Here is a 21,350-nt window from a genome sequence, read left to right as displayed (position 1 = left end):
GCCGGGCCGTTTGCGGGGTGCGAGGAGGACGGGACTCCTCAATAATGGACTGTCCGTTCTGGAATTTGGCCGCAAAGGCACGCGCACGGGCACTCTCGCGCTCCCCGCAGGGTTGGTCAGTCGAGCAGCTTCAACGCCTGCTCGGCGGCGTCCCGCACGCGGCCCGGGTCCTGTGACGCCTTGCCGACCACTCGCAGGCCCTGCATCAGTACGAGCAGCATCCGCGCGAGTGCGCGCGGATCGCGGTCGGCGGGCAGCTCGTCCTGCGCCTGGGCCCGTGTCAGCGCTGAGCGCAGCAGAGTCTCGACGTGGTCCCAGCTCTTCTCGACCCGGCGGGCCGCCGCCGTATCGTGTGCGCCCAGTTCTGCGGCCGTGTTGGTGACGAAACACCCCAGGGAACGCCGGTCGTTGGCGTGCGCCTCGGCCGCGAAGCGTCGTACCAGCGTACGCACGGCGGGCAGCGCGGGGCCGGGCTGGGACAGTGCGCTCAGCAGGGCCGCGTCGTGGTGCTCGTTGTAGCGGTCCAGCGCTTTCAGGTACAGCTCGTGCTTGTTGCCGAAGGTGGCGTAGATGCTGGCACGTCCGATGCCGAGATGTTCGACGAGGTCAGCCATCGAGGTGGCCTCGTAGCCGCGCCGCCAGAACAGCTCCAGGGCTGACTGCAACGCGGCGTCCGGATCGAATTCCTTGGTTCTGGCCACGCTCGAACTCTAGCGACAGTGGAACGATCGGTCAAATATGGTCCGGTGTTGTCACGGGTTGCCGAGCATGCGCGGTCCGCCCACATGGGGATGGCCCGCCAACTTGGCGATGGCATCCACGAGTCGGCGGCCGCCCTCGCCATCCTTTGCGAAACGGTCGACCAACCGTAGGCGCAGGCCACGTAGCTTTTCGGGCATCCAGAGGACCTTGCTGAGGGCGTCCGGTGACATCACACCGGGGGCCAGAGGAGAAGTGGGCCGTGAGCCTGATCAGCCTGAGGAATGCCGCCGCCGATCTCCCCGGAGGATGGCGCTCACGCGTGCTGGGCGACGTGGGTACCGCCTGTGTGAAGGTGCTGAGGATGGATGACATGCCGGTCGAGGCCGAGAGTCATGAGGCCGCCGAGGTGCTTCTCGTCCTGGACGGGCACCTCGAACTCGAAGTCGACGGCAGGCCCGTGCCGGTGTGCGCGGGCGAGCTCCATCTGGTCCCGGCGGGGGCGGTCCACGCGGTCCGTCCCGGAAGCCGGGGCGCGCTCGTGATCGTGGAGCGGCGGGACGGCTCCGGCGACAACTGACGGCCGACCGCGGCGGCGGCCTCTCTCGCCGACCGGCGGACACCGGGGTGAGCGGGCGCCCGGCGCAAGCGACGGCCGCTCCTGACTCAGGTGGGCGACCCGGCGGCCGCACCCGTCTTGAGGTCGGGTCCCCAACGCTTGAGCGCGGCTTCGAGGTCGAGTCCGCTCGGTCGGGCGTCGTCGGCTTCGGACGGCCAGTCCTCGCGCGGCACGCGCCACATGATCTCGAACTCGTTGCCGTCGGGGTCCTTGGCGTACAGGGACTTCGACACCAGGTGATCCGTCGAGCCGACCATGGCGCCGCGCTTGGTGAGCTCGACGGCGATGGCGGAGAGTTCGCCGAGCGTGCCCACCTCCCAGGCCAGGTGGTAAAGCCCCACGCGGCCCTGTTCGGGACCGGGCGCCTGCGCCCCGACGGAGAACAGACCGAGGTCGTGATCGTTGAGGGTGTCCTGGGCGCTGAGGAACGCGGCGCGGCCGGGGATGTCGACGTCGAGCTTGAAGCCGAATACGTCCGTGTAGAACTCCACGGCGCGAGCGACGTCTCGCACGTAGAGCACCGCGTGATTGAGGCGGCGTACAGGCATGGGGATCTCCCGGGGCGGTGAAGGGTGAGGCGGTGGCCTCACTTGCACCTTAGAACAATGTGAGACTTCAAGTAAATGTCCACATAGGTGATTGTTTCGTCGCGCTGAGTCATGGGACGGGTTGTTGGGTGGCCCATACCGGCCAGTCACCGAAACCTATGGCTGTCGCACGAGGCGCCCACGAGGCGCCGGGGGCGCAGGCGAGGTGCCAACCGCATCCGGACGCCGTGGGGTGCCTTGGGGGTGCCGTGCCGGCCCCTCGAGTACTGTGACGGGCGCTACCGCGACACAACGAGGGGTTCGACGCCATGCCCGCCGCGAGATTCTTCTTCGACGCAGGATCAGGCGCAGTCCTCTGGGCGGCCACGCCTGAGGACGCGGAGGTGTGGGGGTACCCGGTCGAGCTGGACCGGCTGCCGATCAGCCACGACCTCCGCGATGTCCTGTACGGGCTGATAGCTCGTTACGATACGGCGTTGAACTGGGACTACCCCCCGGACCCCGGGCCGTGGCGTGAAGCGGAGTGTCACCATTTCAACGAGGCGGTACGCCAAGCGCTCAGCCGCCTTCGCGCCGAACTCGGCCCGGCGTGGCAGATTCACGACGAGTTCAACGCGCTCCACCAGGACCCGGACCTCGACCGCTACATGGCCGACCCAGCCGGCTTCGTGCGCAGCTGACCTCACGGAAATTCTGCGAGGGGGGCGGCGCGGGGGGTGGGGGAGGGACGCGCGCGTACCTGAGCTTGTCTTTATGGTCCGGACACCGGCGTGGGCACGGCGCGTCGTACGACGCGCTCACTTGGAGCCGCATCGACGCGGTCCGGCTGCGCGAGGCCCTGGCCACGGTCCGGCTGCGCCAGGCCCTGGCCACGCTCCCGAAGCCCAAGGCCGCCGACGGGCGTCTGGTCCTGGCGGACGATGTCTCGGCATGACTGCGGCCCGACGCGCCGACCAGCCCGGACCGCCTGTCCTGCCATGTCTGTGGACGCCAGGGACGCTCCTCGGACCAGTTCATCCCCGGCTGGCCGTACTCATTCGTAGCCGCCCTGGAGACCAGCCGGGCGCAGACAGAGCGCGAGCCGGGATTGCTGGAAGCAGCCACCCGGTTGCTGAACTGCTGTATAGAGAAAGGGGATTGGAGATACGGATCATTCAGCCGCCCGGTGCCTCACGGCCAGAGTTGAAAGACAGCTACCAACGTCCGCCTTCCGCCCTCCGCCCTCCGCCCATGACGCTCCCCGCGCCACGCCAAGTCCTAGAGCAGTCCGCTCAGGGGGAGTACCCGCTCGGACAATCGGGCCCGCAACCGGTCCTGGGACGTATCGGCTTCGCTGAACCAATCGGCTGCGACGAGCAGTTCGGCCTGCTCGCCGATCTTCTCGGCGGGCAAGGCGCAGAACGCCGAGAGACGGTCCAGGTGGAGGCCGCCGTCCTGCTCCGGGCCGAGTTGGCCGTCGGGGCGGGAATGGGCCGCGGCGTACAGGGCGAGGAGCCGAGTGGCCGGGCCCAGCTTCTTCTTGCGTAGCTTCCGGTCGCCGACCGCCTTCTGGGCCCAGCCCGAGATCTTGGAGCGGCTGGTCTTGCCGAAGGCGAACGGACGCGGCCGGTCCGGCAGCAGGGTGGGGACGGTGAACGGCGCCGCGTCCTCGGGCCGGGACGCCAGAGCCTGCGTCACGGTGCAGGACAGCCGCAGCCAGTCGCCCGCGACCAGACGTTCCAGCACGGGTTCCGCGTCGCCGGCCAGCCAGCCGGTGAGGTCCTGACCGGTGACGTTCCCGGTGCCGGCGCGCGCGGCCCGCAGGGTGAGCATGAGGACGGCCAGGCGCACGTCGGCCTCGGGGTGCGGAGAATGGTCCTGGACGTGGTCGAGTACGGCGCGCGCGTGGACGGCCTGGCCCCGTGTCAGCAGCCACTCCACCTGTGGCCCGGTGGCGTCCGTGTCACCGCAGGTCGGACGATGGGCGCGGTTGGCGTGCATGGCGCGCGTCGTCCGCGCGGCCTTCTCGGCCCGTTCGGCCTCCTCTCGCAGCGCTTCTGTGCGGGTGACGTCGGCCCACAGGGCGAACGCGCGCGCCTTGCGCTCGTGGAGGGTGGCGAGGAGGGCGAGGTCGGGCTCGGCACGCTGCTGGTAGGCGCGGAACGCGTCGCCGAGTTCGATGAGTTCGACGCGCAGGACGTCGGGCCGCAAATTCTGCGGCACAGTCCGCTGCCCGATCTTCCCCCAGGGCTTGGCGCCTCTGGGCGCCGCCGCGGCCGGTGACGCCGACGCGGCCGCCCGGGCGCGGGGGAGCGGGCCGGATCTGGGCGGTGGGGGCGCCGGGTCGCCCGATCTCAGCGTGGACGAGGCGCTGTTGGCGTTGTCGGAGAACAACACCGCGGTGTCCTCCAGGGCCGCGACGCCTGCGCGGGTGCGATCCGCAGCGGCGGGAACTCCGCCACCATCGGCGGTGTTGCCCTTGCGGGGCGCCGGCGGCGCGGTGGCGACGGTTTTGGCGCCGGGGGTCGCGGCCGCGCAACGTGAGCAGCATTCCATCGCCCGCCACCAACGCCCCTCGCGGTCGGTGACGATGGCCAGAACCACCGGACCACCGCATCGCCACGGCTCCCCGCGCTCGGGGCGTTCATCGCGCCGGGACAGGTTGTGGGCCTGACAGCCCTCGGCCTTGCACACGCAGAACGCGTCGGGGCGCGGCCCGGCAATGGCCTTCAGATGGGCCTTGAGGTGAGCGACCGCGTTCGCGCGCCCGGCGGCGGCCGTCGGCAGCCGCTCCGGAAGGCAGGCCGGCCGACTGCACGAGACGCGCACCGCCGCCGTGCCCCGGGCCGCCGCATCCAGCCGCACCGTCCATGTACGGCCGAGCACCCGGTCGTCCAGCTCACCCGACGAGACCTGCGCCATCCAACCCCTCCAGCACCGTTGTTCCCAACTGCCGCGCGGGCGCACCTCGAAGGCGGCGCGGCGGTGGACCCACCGTACGCGGACACATCGCCCAACACCGGCAAACCCGGATCTCCCACGCCGACGGCAGCCGGAACGGCCCCAGTGCCGGAGCCGAAGCAGCCCCTCCGTGCGGGAGCCGAAGCAGCCCTCGTGCGGGAGCCGAAGCAGCCCCTCCCGGTTCCATAGCCGAAGCAGCCCCCGTGCCGGAGCCGGAACAGCCCAGTGCCGCAGCCGCAGACCCAGCCGCAACAGCAGCCCTCAGCCCAGCCCTCCCCAGCCCACACCCCCTCAACGCCACAGCCGACGTAATAGGTACGCCTTGCCCGACGAGAAGCGGTCCACTTTTCCAAAGCGCCATCCCGTCCGTCACGTTTTCCGCCCGTTCAATCCCGTTCTGGTGCGCGCTGCATTGACCGGGCGGCCCGGCCTCCCGGGCCGAGCAGCCCCGTGGGGGAGACCGAACCCCGGTCGGCCATGCGCGGCAGAGCGTGGCGCGAGACGGCGGTCACGGCCGACGGGAACAGCGGACGCAGCGGCTGAACCCAGCGCAACCACGGCGGCGCGTAGACCGTGGCGAGACGGCGGTCGACGCCCCGCGCGATCCAGGAGGCGATGCTCTCCACCGGGTAGGTGCGGCGGGCACCGGGCGGCATGTGGGCGCGCAGCTCGCGCAGCACGGTGTGCTGGTCGGCGTCGCGGATCATGCCGGTGTCCGTCCAGTGCACGTAGGCGATGCCCACTCTGGTGCCCTCCGGCTCGAGCTCGGAACGCAGGGACTGGGCGAAGGACTCGACACCGGCCTTGGACGCGCAGTAGGCACTCATCATGGGCACCGAGCCGAACGCGGCGGTGGAGGCAATTTGCAGGTAGTAGCCACGGTTGCCGAGCAGGGCGGGAAGAAACACCCGGGCGGTAGTGGCGCTGCCACAGAGGTTGACGTCGATGACGCGGCGCCAGGTGGCCGGGTCGCAGGCGCCGAAGGGGCCGCCCTCGGCGACACCCGCGTTGGCCACCACCACCGACGGCGCCCCCAGCGCCTCGCCGACCGAGGCTGCCGCGCGCTCCATCGCCGTCTCGTCGGTGACGTCCACCTCGACGCAGTACGTCTCCGCCGGCAGGCCCCGGGCGACCTCGCGCAGGCCCTCGCCCTCCAGACCCAGCAGCGCCACCCTCATGCCCCGCACGGCCAGCTCCCATGCCAGCGCGGCGCCGATTCCACGGGCGGCGCCCGTCACGACGGCCGTACGACCCTGTAGCCCTCGCACCCGGCCCATGACGGTCCCTCCAGACGGCCGGCCAGTACGCCACCGTGACGCGTGACGACCTGTTCCCGCTTTCCGGCCGACGGCGGCGACAACCCTTTCCCCTGGCGGCGACAACCCTTTCCCTACCGACCATAGGCCGGTCCAGCGGGGCGGGCCTGTCGCGCGGGAAACCCGCTGGTCGAGCCGTCCGTACGGCAGGTGACCCCGTACGCCTGGCCGGCGCATCGGAGACGCGGAAACGTACCGACGCCGTCAGCAGCGGGCGCTGACCAGGCATGCCTCGGCGTTGAGTCGGACGCCGCCGGGGCCCTCGAAACGGGCGAGGGCCTGGCGCATCGCCTCGCGGGCCCGCTCGGCCTCCCCGGGAGCGAGACGTTCGAGCAAGGAGCGGGCGGGGCCGGAGCCGGCCAGGAAGACGGCCGCGTCGGCGGCGTCCTTGCCGAAGTTCATCTGCGCCGTCACCAGGTCCACGCGTACGTCGTCGAAGCCCGCGCCGGTCAAGAGCTGACGGATCGTCGCCGGATCGGCGAGCGAGAACATGCCGGGCGCGCCGACGGTGAAGTCAGGGACCGGGCCGAAGGCGCGCAAGTCGGCGAACAGGCCCGCCCAGTCCATCCGTTCGGGCGCGGAGAGACTGGCGAAGGCGAGTCGTCCGCCGGGGCGCAGGGCGCCGCGGACATGAGCGAAGGCGGCGGCCGGGTCCGCGAAGAACATGATGCCGAAGCGGCTCAGAGCGACGTCGAAGCTGCCCGGCGAAAAAGGGTGGACCTGGGCGTCACCTCGCTCGAAACGCAGGTTGTCCAGGCCTTCTTGGGCCGCGAGCGCGCGGGCCCGGTCCAGCTCGGGTGCCGAGAGGTCAAGGCCGAGCACCTGTCCCGGGTGGGCCCGCCGGGCGGCGAGCCGCGAGGTCTGGCCCGCGCCGCAGCCGAGGTCGAGCACCCGCTCGCCCGGCGCGATCGCGGCAGCCCGCAGCAACGGCTCGTTGAACCCCTCGTTGACCGCGTTCCAGCGATCGTGGTGGTCGGCCCAGTACTGGCCTTCGTCACCGTTCCAGGCGCTGTCCTGCTCGGTGTTGACGATGGCGCTCATGAGATCCCCCTGGCGGCTGAGTGCGCCCATCTCCAGTACGGGCGCTTGCCCATCAAGGTATGGGCGGGTGCCCATACGACAAGGAGAAGGAGCCGCACGTCACCCGGAGGTGTCCCGATCACAGGAGTGCGGGACCGGCTGTTCGAGGCCGCACAGCGCGTCCTGGCCCGTGAGGGGCCCACCGGGCTGACCAGCAGGGCCGTCACCGCCGAAGCCGACTGCGCCAAGGGCGTCCTGCACAGGCACTTCGCCGACCCGCCGGTGTCCCCGTGCTCATTTCCCCCGGAGCGGCCAACCGAGACCCTGCCCGCTATCCGGATCCCGGTCGTCTCGATCCGGGCCGCGACAGCGCGGGGCATCTGGCGTTCGGTCACGGAATCCACCGCTGTCCTGGCGCGCCCCTGGCTCTGGCCGAGACGGAAATCGCCCTCCGCGCACTCCTGACGCGCCACCCCGGGCTCCGTCTCGCGGTGGCCCCCGAAGAGCTGCGGTGGCGGCGGACGCGACTCATGCGGGGCCTGGAGGCGTTGCCCGTACGCACGCGGCAAACGCCCGTAGGTACGCGGTAAAAGGTCGCGCCACCAGCCGGGTCAGTCGGACGACACCGCCGGTGACGCGTCACCCTGGTCGCCCACGCGCTGACCGGAGTCCGTACGGCGGTGCAGGTGGACGGTGAGGGCGAGCAGGCACAGCGGGGTGGCCACGGTCAGGGCGCCCACGGCCCGGTGTTCGCGGGCGGCGACCGCCGCGTCGCATCCGGACGTACCGAGCTCGCCGAGCTCTCCGTCGGGGCCGTAGTGCTGCTTCGTGAAGGCCTGCCGGTCGAACAGCGCGGGCACACCGCACGACATGGGTGGCTGGAAACTTCCGTTGTTGTCGAAAGACGTCGGAAACAGCATCAGGCCGAACGCAAGCACGAAGCCACCGATGGCGGGGATCGCAAGGATCCAGGCCCATATGAGCAGGTCACGGTTGGTGCGGGGCGCGTCGGTTGCGGTCACGCGCAGAGACGATACGCGCCGGTCGAGCCCCGGACAGCACCGGGGCTCACGCCGGCCGCCCCGGCTGCCGGGCCCGGTGGCCGTCGGCCCGCCGGTCGTGGATTCGATGCACCTGGTGCGATTCCGGCGGCCCCGCAGGAACCCGCGTCCGGGCGGCGAAGGGGGTTCAACTAGGCTGGTTCGGTGACTGATGAGCAGGAGCGGGTGCGGCCGTCGGGAGTGTGGGCCACTGCGGTGGGGGTGGCCAAGGTGCGCGCGCTGGAGACCGAGCGCGAGAACGCGCTGTTCCGCGACCCCCTCGCACAGGCCTTCGCCACTGCGGGCGGTTTGGTGCCCTCCGCACCGCCGTTGCCCGGCGACGAGGCCGCGCGGCGGCGTCGAATGGGTCTGGCCTTCTCCATCGTCATCAGGACGAAGTTCCTCGACGACTTGTTGCGGGAGGCCTCCGCGTCCGGGGTCCGACAGATCGTGCTGCTCGGCGCCGGCATGGACAGCCGCGCCTTCCGGATGGACTGGCCCGAAGGCACCCGCCTGTTCGAGGTCGACACCTCCGCGCCCCTGGACTTCAAGGAGTCCGTACTGAGCCAGGAGCGGGCCGTCGCACGCTGCGAGCGGATCACCGTCGCGGTGGATCTGCGCGATGACTGGCCGTCCGCACTGGTCGCCGCTGGTCACGACCCCACCGCACCGACCGCGTGGATCGCCGAAGGGCTCCTGATCTATCTCCCCGAGGACGCGGTGGAGTTGCTGCTTTCCCGGATCGGCGCGCAGTCGGCGCCGGGCAGTTGGATGGGCCTCACCCTGGGCTCGCGCGGCGTGATCGAACGCTTCGGCGCGGATGCCGCACCGGGATCGGCCGCCACCATGTGGGTCTCGGAGATGCCGGACGACCCGGTGGGGTGGCTGGCAGGGCACGGCTGGGAGGCCCACCCCCATACCCTGCGCGAGCGCGCCGCCGCCTACGGCCGCCCGATCAGCACCCCGCCGCAGGGCGAGGAGCAGCCGGGCGGACTCATCTCGGCGGTCCGCCGCTAGGCCGCCTGCCGCGCCGGGTCGGGAGGCCGATTGATCCCATGAGCAGGCGGAGGCCGAGCTGGACCCCACCGTACTTCAGCGCAGCTGCTCGGCCAGTCCGACGATGATGCCTGCGGGCCCGCGGAGGTAGCAGAGCAGATAGCTGTCCTCGAACCGGGCGATCCGGCCCACGAGTTGAGCGCCGTGGGGGCGCAGGCGGGCAACAGTGTCCTCGATGTTGTCGACCGCGAACATGACGCGGTGCGTGCCGAGGGTGTTGTGCGGCTGGTCGCGAGGCCCGGAGGTGATCACCGTCGGGGTCCGGTACTTCGCCAGCTCGATCCGGCTGTGACCATCCGGCGTCCGGACCATCGCGATGTCACAGTGGACGCCGTCCAGGCCGGTGCACTGGTCGGCGAAGGGCCCCTGGACCTCGGCCCTGCCCTCCAGTTCCATGCCGAGCTCCACGAAGAACCCGATCGCGGCCTCCATGTCCTCGACGACGATGCCGACGTTGTCCATCCGCTGAATCGCCATGCCGATCTCCCCTGTCTCTCCTGTTCGCCCGCGACCGGTGGTGGCCGCTGTGGCCCCTGCGGCGGAGCCGGTGAAACCTCCCCGGCATCGGCGGACCGCCGAACACCGCAAGCCGTCCGTCACAGTACGCGCCCGACCATGTCACGCGGCTGAAGTCACCGGCCGGCGGCAATTCACGGCAACGTACGCCCCCCACGGCAATGGATGCTCCGGCAACGGACGCCTCCCCGCAGCGGCGGACGCGCCGCCGCTCAGCTCGCGGGGGCGAGCAGGGAGCTGTGGCGCAGCGGTACCGGGATCAGTCGCTGTCGATCGGCCTGCCCCGCGCCCCGAGGAAGTCCGTTATCGCGGCGGCGACGGCTTCGGGCTGTTCGTCGGGGATGAAGTGTCCGGCGTCGGGAATGACGACACCGGTGACGTTGTCGGCCCAGGGGCTGATGGAGCCACCCATGTCCGGTACGGAGCCGTGACTGCTGGAGATCGCGAGAATCGGCACGGTCAGGTGCCGCTCGTTCAGCACGTCGCGGTTCTTGCGCGCTGACTCCGCGGCGTCGCGGTAGTACGCGAGGGACGAGCGCAGGCCGTCGTCGACGGCGATGGACGCCGCGTAGTGGTCGAGCTCGGCGTCGTCGAACGCGCCGGGAGACAGGGCCTTCATCTTCAAGAACCAGCCGACGTACTCGCGTTCGCGGCCGACGAGCAGGGTTTCGGGCAGGTCGGGCACGATGTGGAACGCGAAATGCCAGGTTTTCCACGCCCGGTCCGGGTCGGTGGGAATCGACTCCGGAAGCGTGATGCCCGGAATGCCGGCGTCGAGCAGGGCGACCTTGTGCAGGTGACTCTCGAAGTTGAGGGCGAGGGAGAAGGCGACCCAGGCGCCGATGTCGTGGGCGACCAGAGAGTAGGCGGACACTCCAAGGGCCCGCACGGCGGTGTGGACCAGCGCCGCGACCGTGTGTGTGTCGTACCCGCGCTCCGGACGTTCGGAGTGGCCCTGACCCGGCAGGTCGACCGCGATGACGTGGAACCGATGGGCGAGGCCGGGCATCACCTTGCGCCAGGCCCACCAGGTCTGCGGGAATCCGGCGAGCAGCACGACGGTCGGGCCGTCCGCCCTTCCGCCTTCGACGGCATGAACGCGGACGCCGTCCGTTTCGACCCAGCGGTGCGTGAACCCGGCGAGATGCCGCAGGGGCAAGTCGCGTATGGGGTTGCTTTCGCTGATGTGCGTGGTGCTGCTCGCCTGGCCGGTCACGGGGGCTCCTCGGTGGCAGGTGTGTGGACGGGACGGTACGGCTGACGACGCCGACCGGGACCGCGCGCGGTTGCGTTTCTCGCATGGTCGGGAAATGCGGGGCAGGTCTGGCCATGACCACGCCTGAAGGCTAGCGCATCTTGAACTGACCAGTTCAAGATAGGATGGCGTGCGACGCGGCACACATCGCGACGTGCGACGTGACGCACATCGCGACGTGAATCGCCGACGCATCGACAGGGAGGCACCCATCGCGTGGCAGGCAAGAAGCAGTTCGACATGGACACGGTGCTCGGCGCCGCGATGACCCAGTTCTGGCGCGAGGGTTACGCGGACACCTCATTGGACGACCTGTCTCGGGCAACGGGCCTGAACCGCAGTTCCCTCTACTCTTCCTTCGGCGACAAGGACACGCTTTTCCTGCGTTGCCTGGATCTCTACGTCACGCGCTATGGCGAGAAGTACGACGCCGCGCTCTCGCGTGCGGCTCGGGATCCTGTTGCTGCCGTGCGCGCGTTCTTCGACGTCACCCTCGAGCGCATCGCCGATCCCGAACTGCCTGACGGGTGCCTGGTTGCCCAGTCGGCCATGGCGATTCCAGTGCTGAGTCCGAGTGTCGCGGCACAGACGAAGAAGGCGCTCGGCCTCCAAAGCCTGCGCCTGCGCGCCGCGTTGTTGGCCGGCCGGGTGCCCGACGAGGACGCCGAGGCCTTTGCCGTACACGTGGCGGCCGTGAATCAGTCCCTCGCCGTCATGAGCAGGGCCGGCGCGACCCCGGCACAGCTCCGGGCCGTCGTGGGCGTGACCCTGGAAGCACTGGCGCAGGCGTCGCGCGTGTAGCGATCCGGGACGACCCGTCGGAGCGGAGGGCGGCAGGACGTGGCCGGGCCGCACCACTGTGATTCCGGCAGAATGGTCTGCCGCGACCACATCCAGGGCGGAACACCGCGCCCGCAGACGAGTTTCCCGGAGGCCGTCGCGGACCGCACGGCCCGCGCGCCACCGGAATGGTAGGTGTTGGCGATGACTGTGACTGGTGACTGGTGACTGGTGACTGGTGACTGGCGGGCGGACCGGATCGGGGCCGCGCTGCGGGGCGAGAATCCGACCGTCGGGATGCTCTCCTTCGCCATGGACTTCGCCTCCGAACAGACCTCCCTGCGTGTCGAGCGCGGCATGCGGGAACTGGGCGAGCGGCCGCACCCCCGCGAAGTACTCCGGGTGATGCTCACCGAGATGCTGCCCCTGCGCGCCGATGCCCGCGCGGCCGGCCGCATGAGCGCCCTCTTCGTGCTGGAGGCCCTGCACAACGAGAACGTCCACGCCAGGGCGCGCGAGGGAATGGCCCAAGGGCGGCTGCTCGTCGAGGAGTTGATCCGCCAGGCGATCAGCGATGGGCACATCGCCCCGGACCGCGATCCGGTGATCGAGACCCATCTCCTTCTCGCCCTCACGGGCTTTTCCACCCTGCTCGAACTGGGCGTGACCGAGCCCGACGAGGCCCTTGCCGCGATCGACCATCACCTCGACCGGCTGTTCCTCTGAGTCCCGTTCTCGCGGGGCGAGGTGATCACGACCATGTGGTGCTGTCCTCGACCGGCCGGCCTGAGAGCATTCCCGCGTACGCCCACGCGGAGTCTCCTGATCCAAGTACGTTGTCACTCGGCTAGGCTCATCCGTCAGCGCATACTCCGCCCCATGGCGGGACGACTGCTGGAAGGGGGCCAGGTGCGGGCCGCACGGGTAAGGGCGACACTGGATGAGGTCGAGCTGGGCGACCACGTCTGCTGGCGCATGGACCCAGCCGCGTCGCTCCTGACCGACGTACGGGCTTTCGTGGCGGACGGAGCCCTCTACGGCGACAAGATCGTCGTCGTCGGCGGTCACGGCGACACCTTCCATGTCTCGCGTGAGGGCGTGCCGTCCTCCTCGGTCGTGCTCGACCGCTCGGAGACCGCGGGCGCCGACTCCGTCCTGGCGGCGGTACGCCGTGAGGCGCGTACGGCGGAGCGCGAGGGCTTCAGGTCCGTACGCGTTCTCACCGAACGAAGACCCATTACGGCGCACGACGGCATCGAGGAGCTGCTGGACCAGGAGCTGCGACTGGACCAGTTCGCGTCCGAAAGCGGCGCGATCGTGGTCTGCGCCCTGCGGCCCTCACAATGGGACGGGACTACGCTGGAACATGTGACAGGCGTGCACCCGCACGAGGTGGGCACACGTGCTGTGCACCCGGCATTCCGGATGTTCAGCACGGGCGCCGACACTTGGAGTGTGGACGGAGTGATCGACGCGGAGGGCGCGCCGGCGTTCAGCGCGGCATTGCGCGCGGCGGTGTTGCGCACGCCGATGTTGAGGCTGCGCTTCGACGCGCTCGAACTCATCGACGCGGCAGGGATGGGGGCCCTCGTGGACACGGTGCGCCGGGTCCCGGACCACCGTGTCCTGGTAGAAGGCGCCAACGACACGGTGCGCCTGTGCTGGGAACTCGCCGGCTACGCGGGGGCCGACCTCAGGGTGGTGATGAGCGCATGAGCGTCTCTTCGTCCTCGACGGCATCCGCCGGGCCCGAGCCGGGCTTCCGCCACGAGCTCTATCCCTACCGAGGTGACGAGCAGTTCCTGGCCGGCACTCTGGGCTTCATCCGGGAGGCTCTGGAGGCAGAAGAGGCGATCATCGTCGCCGTCCCGGAGGAGAAGGCTTCACTCCTGCGTGAAGGGCTCCCGGATGAGTCCGCTGTCACGTTCGTCGACGCCTCCTCGGTCGGATCCAACCCCGGACGGCTCATCGACGCCTGGACGGCCTGGATGAGCGAGCGCGGCGAAGGGGGCCGGCCGGTGCGCGGCATCGGCGAGATGGCATGGCGCCAGGCACGCAGCGCCGCACACCTCTCCGAGCTGCGCTATCACGAGTGGCTTCTCAACCGGGCCTTCGCGCGCAGCTCGGCGTGGTCGATGCTGTGTCCCTACGACGCGGCCGACGACGACCAGCACGCCCTGGAATCCGTCTCGCGGTGCCACCCTGGCATCCACCAGGACGGGCGGTCCGTGCGGAACGAGGGGTTCCTGGGGCTCGACGGTTACGCGTTCGACGAGCTGTCCGCGGCGTGCGACCCCTTCCAGGAGCTGGTCTACGCGCGCGGTGACCTGTCGGCCGTGCGGTCGAAGGTGTCGCAGTGCGCGGCGGACGCGGGGGTGCCCGAGGACCGGCTGCCCCGGCTGGCGGTGGCCGTCACCGAGATCGCCACGAACAGCGTCCGGCACGGTGGCGGGCAGGGAACCTTGCGGACATGGAAGCAGGACGCGACGTTCCTGTGCGAGTTCCACGACGCGGGCTACATCCCCGACGTACTGGCCGGCCGCACCCGCCCCCGCGCGGATCAGCCAGGAGGCCGCGGCCTCTTCCTCGCCCACCAACTGTGCGACCTGATGGAGATCCGCTCCACCCGCGAACAGGGCACCACGATCCGCCTCCACACGGACATCCCGCGGTGAACGGGCCTGGCCGACACGGGAGTTGACGTCGAGGGTCCCCGGGCGAGGCGTGGGCTGTCCGTGTCGTGCCGGTGGCTCACCGAACGGCACCGAGTGTCCTTCCGGCCCTGATCGATCCGACGTGCTGCTTGAAACGGCCGCAGTACGAGCTGCCGCGCGCGCCGGGCGACCAGGAGGCCGGCCCCGCTCGTACGCCGCTCCGCACCGATTCACCCGAACGCCCGCCCGGGCGGCGTCGGCGCCTCTGGGGTGGTGGTGTGGAGTGCTCTCTCCTGGAGGAGGACCGTCATGTACGAAATGCACGTCGGCACGGCCATAGCCGGCACCCGCCGGGTGTGGCACGTCGTTGCCCACGGCCAGCGGGCCACTCTGTGCGGCCAGCCGCTCGATCCGGTCGAGGACACCCAGACCGACCACCACTGCCTGCCGTGCATGGCGGCCTTCCAGCGCCTCATGCAGACGGCCGAGCCCGCCTGACGGGCGACCCCGCCTCATGCAGACGGCCGAGCCGGCCTGACGGGCGACCTCATCAAGGACCACCGGGGGAGTCGCCGGCGTGCTCCGCGGACGGGTCCGACACGAGACGGCCCCGTGGAATGGAGCAGGGGGCCGTCGAGTGCGGGGAGGTCGCTGCTTGCTCGTCACCGTGGGCCGGAGGGGGACACCCCGCGTCCCGCCCCCAATCCGAGCTGCCCTGCTACCGGCTGAGCGACTTGAGCGCGGCCGGGTCGTACGGCCGCAGTTCGTCGAAGCGGTTGCCGAGGACCTTCGCGGCCCACTGCGGGTCCTGGAGGAGCGCCCGGCCGACGGCGACCATGTCGAACTCGTCGCGCTCCAGGCGGTCCAGGAGGTTGTTGATGTCGCCGAGGTCCGAGCCCTCGCCGGCGAACGAGCGGAGGAAGTCGCCGCCGACCAGGCCGACCGAACCCACGGTGATGGTCGGCCGGCCGGTGAGCTTCTTGGTCCAGCCCGCCAGGTTCAGGTCCGAGCCGTCGAACTCCGGGACCCAGTAACGCCGGGTGGAGGCGTGGAACACGTCCACGCCCGCGTCCGCCAGCGGGGCCAGGATGGCTTCCAGTTCCTCCGGTGTCCCCGCGAGGCGGGCGTCGTAGGCCTCCTGCTTCCACTGCGAGTAACGGAAGATCACCGGGAAGCCGGGCGAGACGCGCTCGCGGACCGCCCTCACGATCTCCGCGGCGAACTTCGTACGGGCCACCGCGTCACCGCCGTAGGCGTCGGTGCGGCGGTTGGTGCGCTCCCACAGGAACTGGTCGAGCAAGTAGCCGTGCGCGCCGTGCAGTTCGACGCCGTCGAAGCCGATGCGCTCGGCCGCCGCCGCGGCGTCGGCGAACGCGCCGATGACGTCGTCGAGGTCGGCGCTGGTCATCGCCTTGCCGGTCCCCTCGGTACCGTCGACGCGAATGCCGGAGGGGCCGACGGCGGGCGCGTCGGCGAACGGCGCCTCGCCCTGCTTGCGGACCATGCCTATGTGCCACAGCTGGGGCACGATCGTGCCGCCGGCCTCGTGCACGGCTGCGGCGACCTCGGCCCACCCCGCCAGCTGGTCCTCACCGTGGAAGCGGGGCACCCGGTCGCTCTGCCCGGCGGAGTCGTGCCCCACGTAGGTGCCCTCAGTGACGATCAGACCCACACCCGCGGCGGCCCGGCTGGCGTAGTACGCCCGCACGTCCTCGCCCGGCACGCCGCCGGGGGAGAACATCCGCGTCATGGGGGCCATCGCGATGCGGTTGGGGACGGTCAGGCCGTTCAGCGTGATGGGCCGGGCCAGGAGCTCGGCCGCGCGGGAGGCGGTGGGCGGGGTGATGCCGGTCATGCGGGTCCTCCGGGGGTGCGGTGGCGCGTCGGGACGCGACGAGAAGTGCATAGTACACATGCTGTGTATCATGCATATTGCGACGCTCGTCACGCCGGGTCGGGCACTCCGCCGTTCCACTCGGAAGGGGGCTCACCGCGACGTTCGACGGGTCGGCGATAATGAGGCGACGGTAACGGGTGGGAGGCGTGGTGCTGGAGAAGCTGGAGCGAGAGCTGATGCTGCTCTCGCGCTGCCAGGTGCTCGCCCGGCGCGAGCGTGACCCCGACCGCCTCGAGCGGTCGGCGTACCTGCTGCTCAGCCGGATCGACACCGAAGGCCCCATGTCCATCGGGCAGTTGGCGGATGCCTTCGGGCTCGACACCTCGACCGTGAACCGCCAGACGGCCGCGCTGCTGCGCTGCGGACTTGCCGAACGAGTGGCGGACCCGGACGGCGGCGTGGCCCGCAAGTTGCGCATCACCGGCGAGGGCGGGCGTCGGCTCGCCGAGGACCGCGAGGTCAACCGGTCCTGCCTGGAGCGGATCGTCGCGGACTGGTCCCCCGAGGAGATACGCGAGCTGGCGGACGTCCTGGTCCGGCTCAACCGCAGCGCCGAAGCTCTCGAGGGGCGGTACTGGCCGCGTACGGAGGAAGCCGGCGCCCCCGACGCTGCCCCTGACGGTGTCCGCGGCCACACCCCCGAGGGCGTCCACGACCGCACCCGCGCCGACAGTCATACGGCGCCGCGCGAACCCGCGCCGTGAGCACGTGGAAGCCGCAACCGCCGCCGTGCGCGGAAGGCGCCGAGGGCCTGACGCCTGACCTCAGCGTGCCGCTCGCGCCACGCGCATCGGTGTCAGGCGGGTCGTACCGTACGAGGACCGACGCACTCGGCGCCGTGGGCCCGCACGCGTTCGCGCAGCGCCCGGTCGGCGGTCACGACGGTGCAGGGCCGGCCGGCGCGGGCGGCGGCGAGTTCCACGATGAGGTCGTCCCCACTGCCGGTCGCGGACTCGACCCGCACCCCGGGCACGGACTCGACACCCCGGGCGGCGCCCTCGACGACGAGGACCACCTCCTCGTCCGCGTCCCGCCCGGCCAGCCGGTCCCGCAGCCGCTCCGCGGCGCCCTTGCGATCGCGCCACCACCCGTCGGGCACCGACCCGACCACGTTCGCGGCATCGACGATCAGCAGCGGACGCTCACTCATGTCGCCTCCCGGAGCCTCGGTCCCCATCGCGTGTGACGCGGGTGCCCCATCGCGTGTGACGCGGGTCGTCGTTCTGAGCACGGGCCGTGATTCTGCCATGCCGCGTCGGCCGCGCGCCCCGCCGTAGCGCCACTGCCACCGCACCTGCCATCGCGACCCGACGGGCTCAGTCCTCGAAGACGGGACGCCGGCCCGCGCTGCGCCGTACGAAACCGCGCCGGCCGGCGAGCAGGGTGATGCCCGTCCATCCGACGACACCCATGATGAGTGACCCGAGCCTGTTGTCCGGGTCCACGTCGGATGCCACCTCGATCGGTATGACGCCCTTCGGGTCATGTATGACGTCGACCCGGTCGCCCACATGCCACTTCGGACGGCCCTCGCCGGAGTCCAGGGTCTCCTTGAGCCGGCCCGACTGTCCGACGAGGGTGAAGTGGTGGTCCGAGCCACCGTCGGTCGCGGCGCTGTCGGCCGTGACGCGGACCGTTTCCCGCACACCTCGGCTGACGAGTGTGGCCTCGGGGGCGTACTGGACCGAACCCACCAGGACGAACAACGCGGGAACGGCGGAGCAGAAGGCGAGCCACCACGCGCAGTGGAGGAAGCGCAGGAGGAGCAGGAATACGAGACACCCGATGAAACCGGTGACGATCGGGATGACGTCCATGCCCAACGCGAGGTAGGAAATCCCGGTGTTGACGGCCGCGACGACCCAGCCGACCCCCATCACGACCAGTGTGAACAGGACATAGGCACTCTTGTCCACGGTCCGGTCCTGCGACTTCTTCAGGTTCACTTCAGGCATTGGGGCAGCATAAACATCCAGTCCCCTGTCACTCGCGCGCGGGTTCGGTGACCTCGACACCAGGTGGGCCGCCGGCACAGGTCGACGGCCGACCCGGGAAGGGCCGGCCGCCTCTCCCGTCACATCGGGAACGCGATGTCGCAGACCTCGTCGTCGGGCCCGGCGCTCGTCCAGTCGGTGAAGTACACCTCACGCGGCGCCGACGACACGGGCAGGCCCCGCTCCTTGAGCCACTGGGCGACCGTCTCGAAGGCGGACAGGATCTGCGGGAACGCGACCTGTGCCTTCGTGATGCGGACGTAGGCCTCGCGGTGGGCGGGTTCCTGGCGGGTCGGGGCGGACAGCCGGTCGGCCGACGCCGCGTCGACGGGGACGCAGATCTCCACCGGTCCGTCGCTGTCGTGGTTGACCTCGCCGTGGTAGACCACGAACGCCGGCCCGGCCGGGCCACCGACCGCTTCCGCGACGGCGCCCAACCGGTCCATCGCCGCGCCGATCCAGCCCGGCAGCTCTTCCGGGGTGATGTGGCGCTGCTCGGACAGCACCAACTGGGCAGGAATGTCACGGGTGTTGACGGCACTTGTCATGGCGAAGCCTCCTTCGTTGCCGGACACCAGATCCCGTACGTGTGCCGCGAGGTGCCGCTGGGCGGCGAACCGCGCCTCGGCTGCCTCCCAGTAGGCGCTCACGTGCCCGGCGCGCTCGGCGGCAGGTGCCGCCAGCACACGGGCCACGTCGGCCAAGGGCATGTCCAGGCGACGCAGCCACACGATCAGGCGCGCGTCGGCCAGCCGCCCGGCCCGGTAGCGACGGTAACGGTTCGCCCCGTCGACCTCGTCCGGGACCAGCAGGCCCAACTGCTCGTACAGGCGCAGCGCCTTGGGCGACAGCCGGGAACGGCGCGCGAACTCGCCGCTGGACAGCAGCAGATCATCGGGCATACGGAAGGGTGTCCTGTTCCGGTTCAGTACGAGCCGCGCCTCTCGTGCGGCTCCGGATCAAACGTCGGGGCTGCCCTTGGGGCGAGGTCAAGCTACAGCCGATGACGTGCGCGGTCGCCGTCGGGGACAGCTCGTCACGCGCCGCCGGGTGGGTGGGGCAGGACCACCCACCCGGCGGCGTACGCCCTTACGTTGGTCGGCATGCACACGAAACGGCTGAGCGAGTTCCTGCGGGCACGGCGGGCACTGGTGCGTCCCGAGGACCACGGGATGCCCACAGGGGTCCGCCGTACTCCCGGTCTGCGACGCGAGGAGGTCGCGGTCCTCGCCGGGGTGAGCACCGACTACTACGTACGGTTGGAACAGGGACGTGAGCGCAACCCGTCGCCCCAGGTACTGCGCGCCTTGGCGAGCGCCCTGCTGCTGAAGGACGAGGAAGCGGCCTATCTGCGCGCGCTGGTCGATCCGCCGCGGTCCGGACGCTCCAGGCCCGCCCGCGAGTACGCCGGGCCGCAGCTCATCTCCCTGCTCGACACCTGGGCCGACACGCCGGCTCTGGTCTATGGCCGCCACCTCGACCTGCTGGCCGTCAACGTGCTGGGCGAGGCGCTGTTCTCCTGGCTCGGCGACGAGAGCAGCCTGATCACGGCGATGTTCCTCAACCCCGCCGCCCGGGACTTCTACCGCGACTGGGACGTCGTGGCGCAGGGATGCGTGGCCGCGCTGCGGGCCGGCAATCCCGGTCCCGATGATCAGCTGTTGTGGGAACTGGTGGGTGAACTGTCGGTGTGCAGCCCCGACTTCGCGCGCATGTGGGCACGCCATGAGGTACGGGCCAAGACGGCCTCGGCCAAGCGCTTTTGCCACCCGGTTGTCGGCGAACTGACCCTGGGGTTCGAAACCTTCTCCGTCAACAGCGCACCCGGCCAGCACCTGGTCGTCTACCGAGCCGAACCAGGCAGCGCCGCCGAGCAGTCGCTGGCCCTGCTGGGTGGCTTCTCCCTCACCGGTCTCCAGGACACGCACGACGCGACACACGCGCACGACGCGACACACGCGCACGACGCGGCACACGTACGGGACGCGGCACACACGCAAGACGCGACACAGGCACAAGACGCGACACGCCCACTAGACACGCAAGATGGAAGGCCCAGCCCACATGAACTCCCGTGAATCTCTCGCATCCCCTGCCTCTTCTGCGACCCCTGCACCCCCTGTGTGGTTCATCACCGGCTGCTCATCCGGCCTGGGGCGGGCGCTCTCCCTGGCCGTGCTGGAACGCGGTTGGCGGGCGGTGGTCACCGCCCGGGACCCGGGCACGGTCGCCGACGTGGTCGCCGGACACGAGGAACGCGCCATCGCTCTGGCACTGGACGTCACCGACCCCGAGCAGATCACGAAGGCGGTCCGCCAGGCCGAGGACACCTTCGGGCGGATCGACGTACTGGTGAACAATGCCGGTTACGGCTACCTCGCCGCCGTCGAAGAGGGTGAGGACGACGAGGTCCGTGCGCTGTTCGACACCAATGTCTTCGGCTTGATCGCCACCACCAAGGCGGTCCTGCCGGGAATGCGCGCCCGCCGCGCCGGCCACATCGTCAACATCTCCTCACTCGGGGGCCTGGTCGGCTTCGGCGCCACCGGTTACTACCACGCGACCAAGTTCGCCGTGGAAGGTCTCTCGGAGTCACTTGCCGCCGAGGTCGCCCCTCTGGGAGTCGACGTGATGATCGTCGAACCCGCGGCGTTCCGCACCAACTGGTCCGGGCCCTCCATGTGCCAGTCCGCCACCACCATCGACGATTACGCGTCCACCGCCGGCGCGCGCCGGAACTCCACCTTGGCCACCTACGGCCACCAGCCGGGAGACCCGGCACGCGCCGCCCAGGCCGTCATCGACGCCGTCTCGGCCGAAAAGCCCCCGCCGCGTCTGCTGTTGGGCAAGGCCGCGTACGACATCGCCACCGCCAAGCTGGACTCGTTGAGGACCACGTTCGAAGCCTGGCGGGAGGTGACGGCGAGCGCCGACTTCCCGCCGGAGCGGGTCGTGAAGTGAGCAGCGGTCGCGGTGTGACGTGGGCGTGCTCGGCCCGGTTCGGCTGAGCGCAGCA

General features: G+C 70.6%; 23 protein-coding genes and 3 pseudogenes. 14 read left to right on the top strand and 12 right to left on the bottom strand.

The genetic code is table 11. From position 1 onward, the window contains the following. Nucleotides 1–116: 116 nt before the first annotated feature. Nucleotides 117–701 carry a TetR/AcrR family transcriptional regulator gene (locus ABR738_RS03105; RefSeq protein ID WP_350228400.1) on the bottom strand — a complete coding sequence of 195 codons (585 nt, stop codon included), beginning with the start codon at nt 699–701 and terminating at the stop codon, nt 117–119. A 362-nt stretch (nt 702–1,063) separates the two neighbouring features. Here ABR738_RS03105 and ABR738_RS03100 point away from each other — a divergent pair, with 362 nt between their 5' ends. Then, a complete protein-coding gene (locus ABR738_RS03100; protein WP_350228399.1) occupies nt 1,064–1,279 on the top strand; it encodes a cupin domain-containing protein in 216 nt (71 codons plus the stop codon). 86 nt (nt 1,280–1,365) lie between these two features. Here the strand turns inward: ABR738_RS03100 and ABR738_RS03095 are convergent, their stop codons facing one another. Beyond that, nucleotides 1,366–1,866, bottom strand: a complete 501-nt coding sequence (locus ABR738_RS03095; protein ID WP_350228398.1) for a VOC family protein — start codon at nt 1,864–1,866, stop codon at nt 1,366–1,368. A gap of 308 nt (nt 1,867–2,174) precedes the next feature. Here ABR738_RS03095 and ABR738_RS03090 point away from each other — a divergent pair, with 308 nt between their 5' ends. Together ABR738_RS03090 and ABR738_RS03085 are read left to right on the top strand one after the other, a co-directional pair. Next, nucleotides 2,175–2,546, top strand: a complete 372-nt coding sequence (locus ABR738_RS03090; RefSeq protein WP_350228397.1) for an immunity protein CdiI family protein — start codon at nt 2,175–2,177, stop codon at nt 2,544–2,546. Then, a pseudogene (locus ABR738_RS03085) lies at nt 2,543–2,929 on the top strand (transposase); the annotation flags it as partial. The gene ABR738_RS03090 and the pseudogene ABR738_RS03085, both read left to right, overlap by 4 nt. A 194-nt stretch (nt 2,930–3,123) precedes the next feature. Here the strand turns inward: ABR738_RS03085 and ABR738_RS03080 are convergent. The 3 genes from ABR738_RS03080 to ABR738_RS03070 all read right to left on the bottom strand — a co-directional run bounded on the left by ABR738_RS03080 (nt 3,124) and on the right by ABR738_RS03070 (nt 7,163). Next, complete coding sequence (locus ABR738_RS03080; RefSeq protein WP_350228396.1) at nt 3,124–4,767, bottom strand: hypothetical protein; 1,644 nt, start codon at nt 4,765–4,767, stop codon at nt 3,124–3,126. Nucleotides 4,768–5,192: 425 nt separating this feature from the next. Further along, entirely contained in the window at nt 5,193–6,083 is an 891-nt protein-coding gene (locus tag ABR738_RS03075) for an SDR family oxidoreductase (RefSeq protein ID WP_350228395.1), read from the bottom strand. 243 nt (nt 6,084–6,326) lie between these two features. Then, nucleotides 6,327–7,163 (bottom strand): class I SAM-dependent methyltransferase, encoded by an 837-nt coding sequence (locus ABR738_RS03070; protein ID WP_350228394.1) that lies wholly within the window; start codon nt 7,161–7,163, stop codon nt 6,327–6,329. Between the two features lie 117 nt (nt 7,164–7,280). On the opposite strand from ABR738_RS03070, the pseudogene ABR738_RS03065 reads away from it, so the two are divergent. After that, nucleotides 7,281–7,418: pseudogene (locus ABR738_RS03065) on the top strand (TetR family transcriptional regulator); the annotation flags it as partial. Beyond that, nucleotides 7,418–7,732: pseudogene (locus ABR738_RS03060) on the top strand (cytochrome P450); the annotation flags it as partial. The pseudogenes ABR738_RS03065 and ABR738_RS03060, both read left to right, overlap by 1 nt. A 21-nt stretch (nt 7,733–7,753) precedes the next feature. On the opposite strand, the gene ABR738_RS03055 reads toward ABR738_RS03060, so the two are convergent. Next, nucleotides 7,754–8,164 carry a hypothetical protein gene (locus ABR738_RS03055; protein WP_350228393.1) on the bottom strand — a complete coding sequence of 137 codons (411 nt, stop codon included), beginning with the start codon at nt 8,162–8,164 and terminating at the stop codon, nt 7,754–7,756. Nucleotides 8,165–8,347: 183 nt separating this feature from the next. On the opposite strand from ABR738_RS03055, the gene ABR738_RS03050 reads away from it, so the two are divergent. Next, nucleotides 8,348–9,199, top strand: a complete 852-nt coding sequence (locus tag ABR738_RS03050; protein WP_350228392.1) for a class I SAM-dependent methyltransferase — start codon at nt 8,348–8,350, stop codon at nt 9,197–9,199. A 75-nt stretch (nt 9,200–9,274) separates the two neighbouring features. Here ABR738_RS03050 and ABR738_RS03045 read toward each other — a convergent pair whose 3' ends face one another. Next, entirely contained in the window at nt 9,275–9,715 is a 441-nt protein-coding gene (locus tag ABR738_RS03045; protein ID WP_350228391.1) for a VOC family protein, read from the bottom strand. Nucleotides 9,716–10,013: 298 nt separating this feature from the next. Further along, a complete protein-coding gene (locus ABR738_RS03040) occupies nt 10,014–10,970 on the bottom strand; it encodes an alpha/beta fold hydrolase (RefSeq protein ID WP_350228390.1) in 957 nt (318 codons plus the stop codon). Between the two features lie 255 nt (nt 10,971–11,225). On the opposite strand from ABR738_RS03040, the gene ABR738_RS03035 reads away from it, so the two are divergent. From ABR738_RS03035 to ABR738_RS03015, 5 genes are all read left to right on the top strand, one after another. Then, nucleotides 11,226–11,810, top strand: a complete 585-nt coding sequence (locus ABR738_RS03035; protein ID WP_350228389.1) for a TetR/AcrR family transcriptional regulator — start codon at nt 11,226–11,228, stop codon at nt 11,808–11,810. A gap of 210 nt (nt 11,811–12,020) precedes the next feature. Then, on the top strand, nt 12,021–12,515 hold the full coding sequence (locus ABR738_RS03030) for a TetR family transcriptional regulator C-terminal domain-containing protein (protein ID WP_350228388.1): 495 nt from the start codon (nt 12,021–12,023) through the stop codon (nt 12,513–12,515). Nucleotides 12,516–12,668: 153 nt separating this feature from the next. Further along, nucleotides 12,669–13,505 carry an MEDS domain-containing protein gene (locus ABR738_RS03025; RefSeq protein ID WP_350228387.1) on the top strand — a complete coding sequence of 279 codons (837 nt, stop codon included), beginning with the start codon at nt 12,669–12,671 and terminating at the stop codon, nt 13,503–13,505. After that, entirely contained in the window at nt 13,502–14,464 is a 963-nt protein-coding gene (locus ABR738_RS03020; RefSeq protein WP_350228386.1) for an anti-sigma factor RsbA family regulatory protein, read from the top strand. Before ABR738_RS03025 ends, ABR738_RS03020 begins: the two co-directional genes overlap by 4 nt. A gap of 288 nt (nt 14,465–14,752) precedes the next feature. After that, on the top strand, nt 14,753–14,941 hold the full coding sequence (locus tag ABR738_RS03015; RefSeq protein WP_350228385.1) for a hypothetical protein: 189 nt from the start codon (nt 14,753–14,755) through the stop codon (nt 14,939–14,941). A 220-nt stretch (nt 14,942–15,161) separates the two neighbouring features. Here ABR738_RS03015 and ABR738_RS03010 read toward each other — a convergent pair whose 3' ends face one another. After that, complete coding sequence (locus ABR738_RS03010; protein WP_350228384.1) at nt 15,162–16,298, bottom strand: NADH:flavin oxidoreductase; 1,137 nt, start codon at nt 16,296–16,298, stop codon at nt 15,162–15,164. A gap of 218 nt (nt 16,299–16,516) precedes the next feature. Between ABR738_RS03010 and ABR738_RS03005 the strand changes: the two genes are divergently transcribed. Continuing rightward, on the top strand, nt 16,517–17,044 hold the full coding sequence (locus tag ABR738_RS03005) for a MarR family winged helix-turn-helix transcriptional regulator (RefSeq protein WP_350234407.1): 528 nt from the start codon (nt 16,517–16,519) through the stop codon (nt 17,042–17,044). Nucleotides 17,045–17,136: 92 nt separating this feature from the next. Here the strand turns inward: ABR738_RS03005 and ABR738_RS03000 are convergent, their stop codons facing one another. The 3 genes from ABR738_RS03000 to ABR738_RS02990 form a co-directional block, all read right to left on the bottom strand. After that, the gene (locus tag ABR738_RS03000) at nt 17,137–17,490 is read right to left on the bottom strand and encodes a PIN domain-containing protein (protein ID WP_350228383.1); all 354 of its coding nucleotides are present in this window, start codon (nt 17,488–17,490) and stop codon (nt 17,137–17,139) included. Nucleotides 17,491–17,656: 166 nt separating this feature from the next. Further along, nucleotides 17,657–18,295 (bottom strand): hypothetical protein, encoded by a 639-nt coding sequence (locus ABR738_RS02995; RefSeq protein WP_350228382.1) that lies wholly within the window; start codon nt 18,293–18,295, stop codon nt 17,657–17,659. Nucleotides 18,296–18,414: 119 nt separating this feature from the next. Next, complete coding sequence (locus ABR738_RS02990) at nt 18,415–19,236, bottom strand: MerR family transcriptional regulator (protein ID WP_350228381.1); 822 nt, start codon at nt 19,234–19,236, stop codon at nt 18,415–18,417. Between the two features lie 201 nt (nt 19,237–19,437). On the opposite strand from ABR738_RS02990, the gene ABR738_RS02985 reads away from it, so the two are divergent. Continuing rightward, a complete protein-coding gene (locus tag ABR738_RS02985) occupies nt 19,438–20,412 on the top strand; it encodes a helix-turn-helix domain-containing protein (protein ID WP_350228380.1) in 975 nt (324 codons plus the stop codon). After that, nucleotides 20,399–21,295 carry an oxidoreductase gene (locus tag ABR738_RS02980; protein ID WP_350228379.1) on the top strand — a complete coding sequence of 299 codons (897 nt, stop codon included), beginning with the start codon at nt 20,399–20,401 and terminating at the stop codon, nt 21,293–21,295. The genes ABR738_RS02985 and ABR738_RS02980 overlap by 14 nt, the downstream gene beginning before the upstream one ends. Nucleotides 21,296–21,350 lie beyond the last annotated feature (55 nt).

The sequence above is a fragment of the Streptomyces sp. Edi4 genome, assembly GCF_040253615.1.
GTDB lineage: Bacteria > Actinomycetota > Actinomycetes > Streptomycetales > Streptomycetaceae > Streptomyces.
Note: the sequence above shows the minus strand (reverse complement) of the source record. Positions and strands in the feature narration are given on the sequence as shown.

What these genes read in the sequence shown, in the direction of transcription:
- ABR738_RS03100 (WP_350228399.1), top strand. Translation starts at nt 1,064, where the DNA reads ATGGATGACATGCCGGTCGAGGCCGAGAGTCATGAGGCCGCCGAGGTG.
- ABR738_RS03095 (WP_350228398.1), bottom strand. Translation starts at nt 1,866, where the DNA reads ATGCCTGTACGCCGCCTCAATCACGCGGTGCTCTACGTGCGAGACGTC.
- ABR738_RS03090 (WP_350228397.1), top strand. Translation starts at nt 2,175, where the DNA reads ATGCCCGCCGCGAGATTCTTCTTCGACGCAGGATCAGGCGCAGTCCTC.
- ABR738_RS03080 (WP_350228396.1), bottom strand. Translation starts at nt 4,767, where the DNA reads ATGGCGCAGGTCTCGTCGGGTGAGCTGGACGACCGGGTGCTCGGCCGT.
- ABR738_RS03075 (WP_350228395.1), bottom strand. Translation starts at nt 6,083, where the DNA reads ATGGGCCGGGTGCGAGGGCTACAGGGTCGTACGGCCGTCGTGACGGGC.
- ABR738_RS03070 (WP_350228394.1), bottom strand. Translation starts at nt 7,163, where the DNA reads ATGAGCGCCATCGTCAACACCGAGCAGGACAGCGCCTGGAACGGTGAC.
- ABR738_RS03045 (WP_350228391.1), bottom strand. Translation starts at nt 9,715, where the DNA reads ATGGCGATTCAGCGGATGGACAACGTCGGCATCGTCGTCGAGGACATG.
- ABR738_RS03025 (WP_350228387.1), top strand. Translation starts at nt 12,669, where the DNA reads ATGGCGGGACGACTGCTGGAAGGGGGCCAGGTGCGGGCCGCACGGGTA.
- ABR738_RS03020 (WP_350228386.1), top strand. Translation starts at nt 13,502, where the DNA reads ATGAGCGTCTCTTCGTCCTCGACGGCATCCGCCGGGCCCGAGCCGGGC.
- ABR738_RS03015 (WP_350228385.1), top strand. Translation starts at nt 14,753, where the DNA reads ATGTACGAAATGCACGTCGGCACGGCCATAGCCGGCACCCGCCGGGTG.
- ABR738_RS03010 (WP_350228384.1), bottom strand. Translation starts at nt 16,298, where the DNA reads ATGACCGGCATCACCCCGCCCACCGCCTCCCGCGCGGCCGAGCTCCTG.
- ABR738_RS03005 (WP_350234407.1), top strand. Translation starts at nt 16,517, where the DNA reads ATGCTGCTCTCGCGCTGCCAGGTGCTCGCCCGGCGCGAGCGTGACCCC.
- ABR738_RS03000 (WP_350228383.1), bottom strand. Translation starts at nt 17,490, where the DNA reads ATGAGTGAGCGTCCGCTGCTGATCGTCGATGCCGCGAACGTGGTCGGG.
- ABR738_RS02995 (WP_350228382.1), bottom strand. Translation starts at nt 18,295, where the DNA reads ATGCCTGAAGTGAACCTGAAGAAGTCGCAGGACCGGACCGTGGACAAG.
- ABR738_RS02990 (WP_350228381.1), bottom strand. Translation starts at nt 19,236, where the DNA reads ATGCCCGATGATCTGCTGCTGTCCAGCGGCGAGTTCGCGCGCCGTTCC.
- ABR738_RS02985 (WP_350228380.1), top strand. Translation starts at nt 19,438, where the DNA reads ATGCACACGAAACGGCTGAGCGAGTTCCTGCGGGCACGGCGGGCACTG.
- ABR738_RS02980 (WP_350228379.1), top strand. Translation starts at nt 20,399, where the DNA reads ATGAACTCCCGTGAATCTCTCGCATCCCCTGCCTCTTCTGCGACCCCT.